The following is a 7063-nucleotide window of genomic DNA, read 5'->3' on the forward strand; positions in this document are numbered from 1 at the left end:
ACGAGGTCATGCCCGACCACGGTCACGAGCTCCTGCTCGGCACGTTCATCACCCCGACCGCCCACGACCCCGCGCAGGCCGTGGCCCTGGCCGAACTCACCGAGGCGTCGGGCCTGGACGTGGCGACGTTCCAGGACCACCCCTACAATCCGGACTTCCTGGACACCTACACGCTCATGACCTGGGTCGCGGCGCGGACGAGCCGGCTGCGCGTCTCGGCGAACGTCACGAACCTGCCCCTGCGCCCGCCCGCGATGCTCGCCCGTACGGCGGCGAGCCTGGACCTCCTGTCCGGAGGGCGGTTCGAACTCGGCCTCGGTGCGGGCGCCTTCCCCGACGCCGTGCACGGCATGGGCGGCCGGCGCCTGACGCCGGGCCAGGGGACCGAGGCGCTCGAGGAGGCCCTCGACGTCATCCGCGGTGTGTGGGACGGCGACGCTCCCGGCCCCCTGCGCTTCCAGGGCCGGCACCACACCGTCCCCGGGATGAAGCGCGGCCCGCGCCCCGCCCACGGCATCGGCGTCTGGCTCGGCGCCTACAAGCCGCGGATGCTGCGCCTGACGGGCCGCAAGGCCGACGGATGGCTGCCCACCCTGGAGTACCTGCGGACCCCGGGGATGGCGGAGGCCAACAAGACGATCGACGAGGCCGCGCTCGCGGCCGGCCGCGACCCCGGGGAGATCCGGCGCCTGCTCAACGTCTTCCGGGTGGACTTCTCCCCGGTGCGGCGCGGCCACCTCCAGGGCCCGCCGGCGCAGTGGGTCGAGGAACTCCTCCCGCTCGTCCTGGAGCACGGCTTCTCCGGCTTCTTCATCGGCCGGGACGACCCGCACGTGATCCGCACCTTCGGCGAGGAGGTGGCGCCCGCCCTGCGCGAGGCCGTCGCACGCGAACGGGCCGCCGCGGGCACGGGCACCGCCCCGCGGCGCCCGGCGGTCGCCCTCGCCGCGCGGCACGACACGCTCGACTACGACGCCGTCCCGGAGTCTCTGGCCGGCAAGGTCGTCGAACCCGGCGACCGCGGCTACGAGGACGTGCGCCACACCTACACCCGCACCGGTTCGCCCGCCCTGGTCGTCCGCGCGGAGAGCGCCGACGACGTGGTGGCGGCCCTCGCCTACGCGCGCGGCCAGGAAGTCGCCGTCGCGGTTCGCAGCGGCGGCCACGGCATCAGCGGCCGTTCGACGAACGACGGCGGGGTCGTCATCGACCTCTCCGCGATGAACGCGGTCGAGGTCCTCGACCGGTCCACCGGCCGCGTCCGCATCGGGCCCGGCGCGCGATGGGGGGACGTCGCGCGCGCCCTCGCCCCGTACGGACTGGCCATGAGCTCCGGCGACTACGGCGACGTCGGCGTCGGCGGGCTCGCCACGGCGGGCGGCATCGGCTACCTGGCCCGCAAGTACGGGCTCACCATCGACCACGTCACCGCGGCCGAGATCGTCGTCGCCGACGGCCGCAAGCTCCGCGTCGACGCCGGGCATCACCCCGACCTCTTCTGGGCGATACGCGGCGCGGGCGGCAACTTCGGCGTCGTCACGGCCTTCGAGCTGGAGGCCTACGAGGTCGAGGACGTCGCCTACGCCACGCTCGTCGTCGACGCGACCGACACCGCGGACTTCCTGATGGAATGGGGGCGCCTGGTGGAGGCCGCCCCGCGGGAGATCAGCAGCTTCCTGTCGCTCTTCCCAGGACGGCGCGGCGCGCCGGTGACCGCGCGGATCACCCTGGTGTACACGGGGGACGACGTCGAGGAGGCGCAGCAGGCCCTCACCCCGTTCCTGGGCACCGGGCCGGTCCTCGACCAGCAGGCCCAACTCGCCCCGTACCACGCGATCGTGGCGCCGCCCGGGAACCGGCACCGCGGGCAGGGCCTGGAGGACACACGCAGCGGACTGCTCGCGCACATGACCCGCGAGGCGGCGGAGACCGTCGAGGCGATGATGAGGTCCGGCGACCTCCTCATCATGCAGTTCCGCTCGATGGGCGGTGCCGTGCACGACGTCCCCGTCGACGCGACGGCCTGGTCGCACCGCACCCAGGAGTTCTCCGTGCTCGCCGCCACCGCGCCGGATCTCGTCCCGCGCATGAACGCCCAGTGGGCCCGCCTGTACCCGCACTTGGACGGGACGTACCTGAGCTTCGAGACGGACACCGACCCGGCCCGCCTCCAGGACGCCTTCCCCGAGCCGGCCCTCACGCGGCTGCGCCGGACCAAGGCCGAGTGGGACCCGGGGAACGTCTTCAACCGCAACTTCCCCATCCCGCCCGCCACGTCCTCCGACGACGACGCGGCCGGGCGGTAGGCCCACGACCGCGTCGTCCGGGCCGCTGCGGGGCGTACGACGCCATCCGGAGCAGGTTCTCCGGTTGGTAGGCTGGGCGTATGGCAGCGACCGAGAGCCCCCGATCCGCAGAACGGGGACTGCGCGCGGACGCCGTGCGCAACCGGCAGCGGATCGTGGCGGCCGCGCGTCAGATCTTCGAAGAGCGGGGTCTGGACGCCCCGTTGGACGAGGTCGCCGAGCGCGCCGGGGTCGGCGCCGGCACGCTCTACCGGCGCTTCCCGACACGCGAGGAGCTGGTCGAGGCCGCTTTCGAGGAAGAGCTGACGCAGGTGGGAGCCATCGCCGAGGAGGCGCTGCTCTGCGAGGACCCGTGGACCGGCTTCACCACCTTCGTCGAGCGGCTGTGCGGGGCCATGGCGGCCGACCGCGGCATCAGCGACCTGCTCGTCCTCAGGCTTCCCAACTCGCGGGTGGCCGCCGGCTCCTGTGAGCGCCAGAACCGCGCCGTGGGCGAACTCGTGCGCCGGGCACAGGAGGCCGGAGCCCTGCGCGAGGACGTCGTTCCGGAGGACGTCCTCCTGTTCCTCATGGCGAACGCGGGCGTCATCGAGGTGACCCGGGGCGCCGCCCCCCACGCGTGGCGGCGCCTGGTGGCGTTCCTGCTGGAGGCGTGCAGGCCGGTCCACACCGGTCCGTTGCCGGCCGCGCCGACCCCGATGCAGACCCAGCGCGCGCTGCTGGGGAACGCGGAGGCCAAGGGCCTGCGGGCGCCGGGCCGCGAGGGCCGCGGCCTCGGCTGACCTACCGTCGGGCCCGTGCGGTGTTAGGTGCGTCACGGCGGAAATAAGTGGAGGGCCAAGTCCGGTTACCTGATCGGAAGACGAAGTCGACGCGCCGCCGTGGCGACGCGGACCCGGCTGATCAGGAGGCCGCCGTGAACCCATCCCCATCCGCGAGAGATGGCTGGACGGCACTGGGGCAGGACGCGGCGCACGTGCTCGACCGGATCCACGCCGTGGCCCCCTGGCCGCTGATGGCGGTGACCTTGCTCTGGCTGTCCCACCGGCAACCCGCGGTCTACGTCCGCGTCGCCGTCGCGCTGCTGCTGTCGAGCGCGGCCGGGCTCGCCCTCTCCGCGTCCATGGGACGCGTGCCGGTGCGCGAGGCGTCCCCCGCCCGCGACTACCTGGCGGACTACTTCGCGCTGCCCGGCGCGGGAGCGGGCTGGTACCTGCTGACGGCGCTCGCGGTCGTCGCCACCGTCCCGGCCGTCTGGGCGCGGATCGCCGTGGCGGCGATCGCCCTGTCCTCGGTCGCGGCGGCGGTGGCGACCGCCGACGACCCGGTGGCGGGCGCCCTGCTGGCCGCGGGCGTGCCGGTGCTCGCCTGGTTCACCGCACGCCACGTGCCGTACCGGCGGGGGGCGCGACGCGCACCCGAAGCGGCGCCGCTGCGGCAGGCGGGCTGACGGCCATGCACCTGGACGGCCTGATCGAGGCGGCCGGTTGGTGGTCGTACGTCGTCGTGTTCGCCGTGACGGCGGGGGAGACCAGCGCGTTCGTCGGCCTGCTGCTCCCCGGGGAGACCGTCATCCTCCTGGCGGCCGCCATCGCGGGCCGGGGGGACCTGGACCCCCTGCTCCTCGCCGCCGCCGTGGTCACCGGCGGCATGGCCGGTGACAGCCTCGGCTTCGCACTGGGCCGGCACTGCGAGCGGCACCCGGGCACGTGGCTGCACCGGATACGGCCCGACAGCCGGATCGGACGCGCCCAGCACTTCCTGCTGCGCCACGGCGGGGCGGCGGTGTTCACCGGCCGGTTCGTCGGTTTCGTCCGTACCTTCCTGCCGTTCGTCGCGGGGGCGTCCGGCATGCCCTTCCGCCGCTTCTTCGCCTACAGCAGCGCCGCGTCGCTGGTCTGGGGCGTCGGCAACGTGCTGCTCGGCTACTTCGCCGGCGCGGCCGCCACGGAACTGCTGCACCGGGCCGGTCTGGTCGCGATCCCCGTGCTCGTCGCCGCGGGTGCGGCCGCGCTGGTCGCCACCCGGCTCCTCGCCCGGCACCGGCGCGGGAGCGCACGGGCCGCGTCGAGGATCGTGGCGTCCGGCGGGCGCGCCCCGCGGACGCCGGAGCAGGACCCCGCGGACACGTACACCTCCGCACGGGAGTCGTGAGCGACCGCTTTCACGGGCTGTCCCGGGGGTGCGACGGGCATCGTGCGGGAGACCGCTGCCCGCCACGTGGGTTCGGTCGGGCTCACGGTCCGGCCAGGGCCCCCGGCGCGAGGCCGGTTGGTAGGCTGCGCCTCCGCGCGGCAACGGGGGGGCGGATGACGGCGGAATCGGGAACCCGGGTGCCTCCGAGCCCCTGGTCCAGGGGGATCGGGTTCGGCATCCTCTACGGCGCGCTGACCTCGGTGGTTTCCGTCGTCGGCATCGGCAGGGCATGGGCCGCGTGCGACGTCGGCGTCAACGCGGGCGCGAACTCGTTGACGCTGCTCTTCCTCGCGCCCCTCATATGGGTCGCGGCGGCGATCCCATGGGTCGTCGTCCTGCACGGCACCCTGGGACGACGCCACCGACGGGCGGCACTGGTCGCGGGTCTTGCCTTCACCGTCTGGTTCACGTGGTTCCTGGTGACGTGGCTCGGCATGCCGGACTCCTACCCGAGCCCCTGGTGCACGGACAACGTCCCGCCGTGGTGGCCGAGTTACCTTCCCGCGTGAGGCGGCCCCCGGCGGACTCCCCGCAGGGGAGACCGGTGCCAGGGGACGGGATACCGCACGCACCGTGATCCCTCTAGGATCCCCGGGTGCCCGAGACAGAGATCGTGACATCCGGTGAGCGCCCCGACCTCCGTGAGCAGGCGAAGGACGCGCTCTGGGGCGGGTGGCCGGAGTTCATCCTGCACGCGCCGTCCTCGGCCGTGTACCGGCGCCGGGCGCTGGCGTACTTCCCGCGGTTCGACGTGCTGCTGCTGGACGGCGGGGAGGTGGTGGCCGGCGGCGCGGGTGTGGCGTTGCGCTGGGACGGGGACGTCGGCACGCTGCCGGAAGGCTACGACGGCGCGATGGCCGCCGCGGTGACCGGGCACGAGGCCTCCGTCGTGCCCGACACCCTCTGCATCATGGTCGCGACCGTGCGTCCGGACCGCCTCGGGGGCGGACTGGCCGGCACGGTGCTGACCGCGCTGCGCGACCGCGCCGTGGACGCCGGACTGCGGCGGGTGATCGCACCGGTGCGGCCGACCCTCAAGGCGCGCTACCCGCTGGCGGCGATGGAGGACTTCGCCGGCTGGGCGCGCCCGGACGGGCTGCACCTGGACCCCTGGATCCGCACCCACCAACGGCTCGGGGCGAGGGTCCTCGCGCCCGCGCCGCGCTCCATGGTGATCCCCGGCACCGTGGCCGAGTGGGAGTCGTGGGCCGGCATGGCCTTCCCGCGGACCGGCGGTTACGTCGTCCCGGGAGCCCTCGACCTCGTGGAGATCGACCGCGAGCGGGACCAGGGCGTCTACGCCGAGTCCAACCTGTGGATGCGGCACCTCTAGCCGCTCCCGGCGGCCGTCTCAGGCGGCGCTGACGAGGTCGTCGCGGCCGAACAGCGGGGCGTAGTCGCACGGCAGCTGGTGGAGGACCCGCGTGGTCAGGTCGCGTCCGGCAAGACGGGCGACCACGGCGAGCACGGTGCAGCTGTCCCAGCGTGCCGTGGCGGTGCTGCCGCCGGTGCGGGCGGCCAGGTCCTCGACGAAGGCGCTGCAGGCGATGGGCAGGATCTCCGGGATCTCTGCGGTGAAGACCAGTGCCGCCTCGACCGGCAGGCACGCGGCCAGGGCGACGCGTTCGTCGCCGATGAGCCGGCGGCCCAGGGCGGCGAGCACTGCCCGCACGGCCTCCTCGGCCCGCTCCCGGGTGGGGTAGACGCCGTCGTACCGCACCCGCTCCAGCATGTGGTCGAACGTCATGGACGCCGTGGGCCGACCCGGTTGGGGCTCGGGGGACATCGGAGGACCTCCGCGGTGGGCGTACCGGCCGGTGGGTCCGGCCGTTCCGCCCGCGTCTACCCCGGAAACCGCGGTGTATGACTGCCGGACCGCCATGAGGACGGTACGGCCCGAAGGCCGTGAAACGGATCAGGGCCTTTTTCCGCCGTATGTCTTGACCTGTGCACTACAAAACCGTACATTCCGCCTGCCCGGCCGCTCCGGACGGGCATCCGTTCGTCGGCTTGGGGGGTTCCGCATGCACTGGTACGTGGACGTGCTCAGGAAGTACGCCGTCTTCGGCGGCCGCGCGCGCCGCACCGAGTACTGGATGTTCGCGCTGTTCAACGTGGTGATCAGCATCGTGCTCGTCCTCGTCGGGCGCGCGATCGACTTCAACTTCCTCCAGTCGATCTACGCGCTCGCGGTGCTGCTGCCCGGGCTCGGCGTCGCCGTCCGCCGCCTGCACGACACCGGGCGATCCGGGTGGTGGATCCTGATCGCCCTCGTCCCGGTCGTCGGCGCGATCGTCCTGCTGGTGTTCTTCTGCACCGAGGGCCAGCCCTCCGAGAACCAGTACGGCGCGAACCCGAAGTTCGGCAGCGCGCCCGCCTGATCTCCCGCCTGATCTCCGCGTGGTGCGGGGCCCCTTCCGGCCGGGCCGGCCGGAAGGGGCCGCGTGCCGTCCGGGCCGTGCGGTGTCTGAATTCGCCGGTCGGGGGGTGTGGGGGGATGCTGGTGTATATGAGTACGCGCGTTCCTGCGGATTCTGTGCCTCGGGCGGAGTTGCCCGGGT

8 protein-coding genes are annotated in these 7063 nt (G+C 73.8%); 7 read left to right on the plus strand and 1 reads right to left on the minus strand.

Annotated elements, in window-relative coordinates:
• Positions 1-8: 8 nt before the first annotated feature.
• The 6 genes from PV410_RS15480 (at position 9) to PV410_RS15505 (ending at position 5835) form a co-directional block, all read left to right on the plus strand.
• The gene (locus PV410_RS15480; RefSeq protein WP_500324890.1) at positions 9-2306 is read left to right on the plus strand and encodes an LLM class flavin-dependent oxidoreductase; all 2298 of its coding nucleotides are present in this window, start codon (positions 9-11) and stop codon (positions 2304-2306) included.
• Positions 2307-2386: 80 nt separating this feature from the next.
• Positions 2387-3088, plus strand: coding sequence for a TetR/AcrR family transcriptional regulator (locus PV410_RS15485; protein ID WP_500324892.1), 702 nt, complete (start codon positions 2387-2389; stop codon positions 3086-3088).
• 134 nt (positions 3089-3222) lie between these two features.
• Entirely contained in the window at positions 3223-3756 is a 534-nt protein-coding gene (locus tag PV410_RS15490; RefSeq protein ID WP_500324894.1) for a hypothetical protein, read from the plus strand.
• A 5-nt stretch (positions 3757-3761) separates the two neighbouring features.
• A complete protein-coding gene (locus tag PV410_RS15495; protein ID WP_500324896.1) occupies positions 3762-4460 on the plus strand; it encodes a DedA family protein in 699 nt (232 codons plus the stop codon).
• 179 nt (positions 4461-4639) lie between these two features.
• Complete coding sequence (locus PV410_RS15500) at positions 4640-5011, plus strand: hypothetical protein (protein ID WP_500324897.1); 372 nt, start codon at positions 4640-4642, stop codon at positions 5009-5011.
• 86 nt (positions 5012-5097) lie between these two features.
• The gene (locus tag PV410_RS15505; protein WP_500324899.1) at positions 5098-5835 is read left to right on the plus strand and encodes a hypothetical protein; all 738 of its coding nucleotides are present in this window, start codon (positions 5098-5100) and stop codon (positions 5833-5835) included.
• A gap of 18 nt (positions 5836-5853) precedes the next feature.
• On the opposite strand, the gene PV410_RS15510 is transcribed toward PV410_RS15505, so the two are convergent.
• Positions 5854-6249 (minus strand): DUF2267 domain-containing protein, encoded by a 396-nt coding sequence (locus PV410_RS15510; RefSeq protein WP_500324901.1) that lies wholly within the window; start codon positions 6247-6249, stop codon positions 5854-5856.
• 277 nt (positions 6250-6526) lie between these two features.
• On the opposite strand from PV410_RS15510, the gene PV410_RS15515 reads away from it, so the two are divergent.
• On the plus strand, positions 6527-6883 hold the full coding sequence (locus tag PV410_RS15515) for a DUF805 domain-containing protein (protein WP_500324903.1): 357 nt from the start codon (positions 6527-6529) through the stop codon (positions 6881-6883).
• Positions 6884-7063: the final 180 nt, after the last annotated feature.

It is taken from the genome of Streptomyces sp. PA03-5A, assembly GCF_033792725.1.
GTDB lineage: Bacteria > Actinomycetota > Actinomycetes > Streptomycetales > Streptomycetaceae > Actinacidiphila.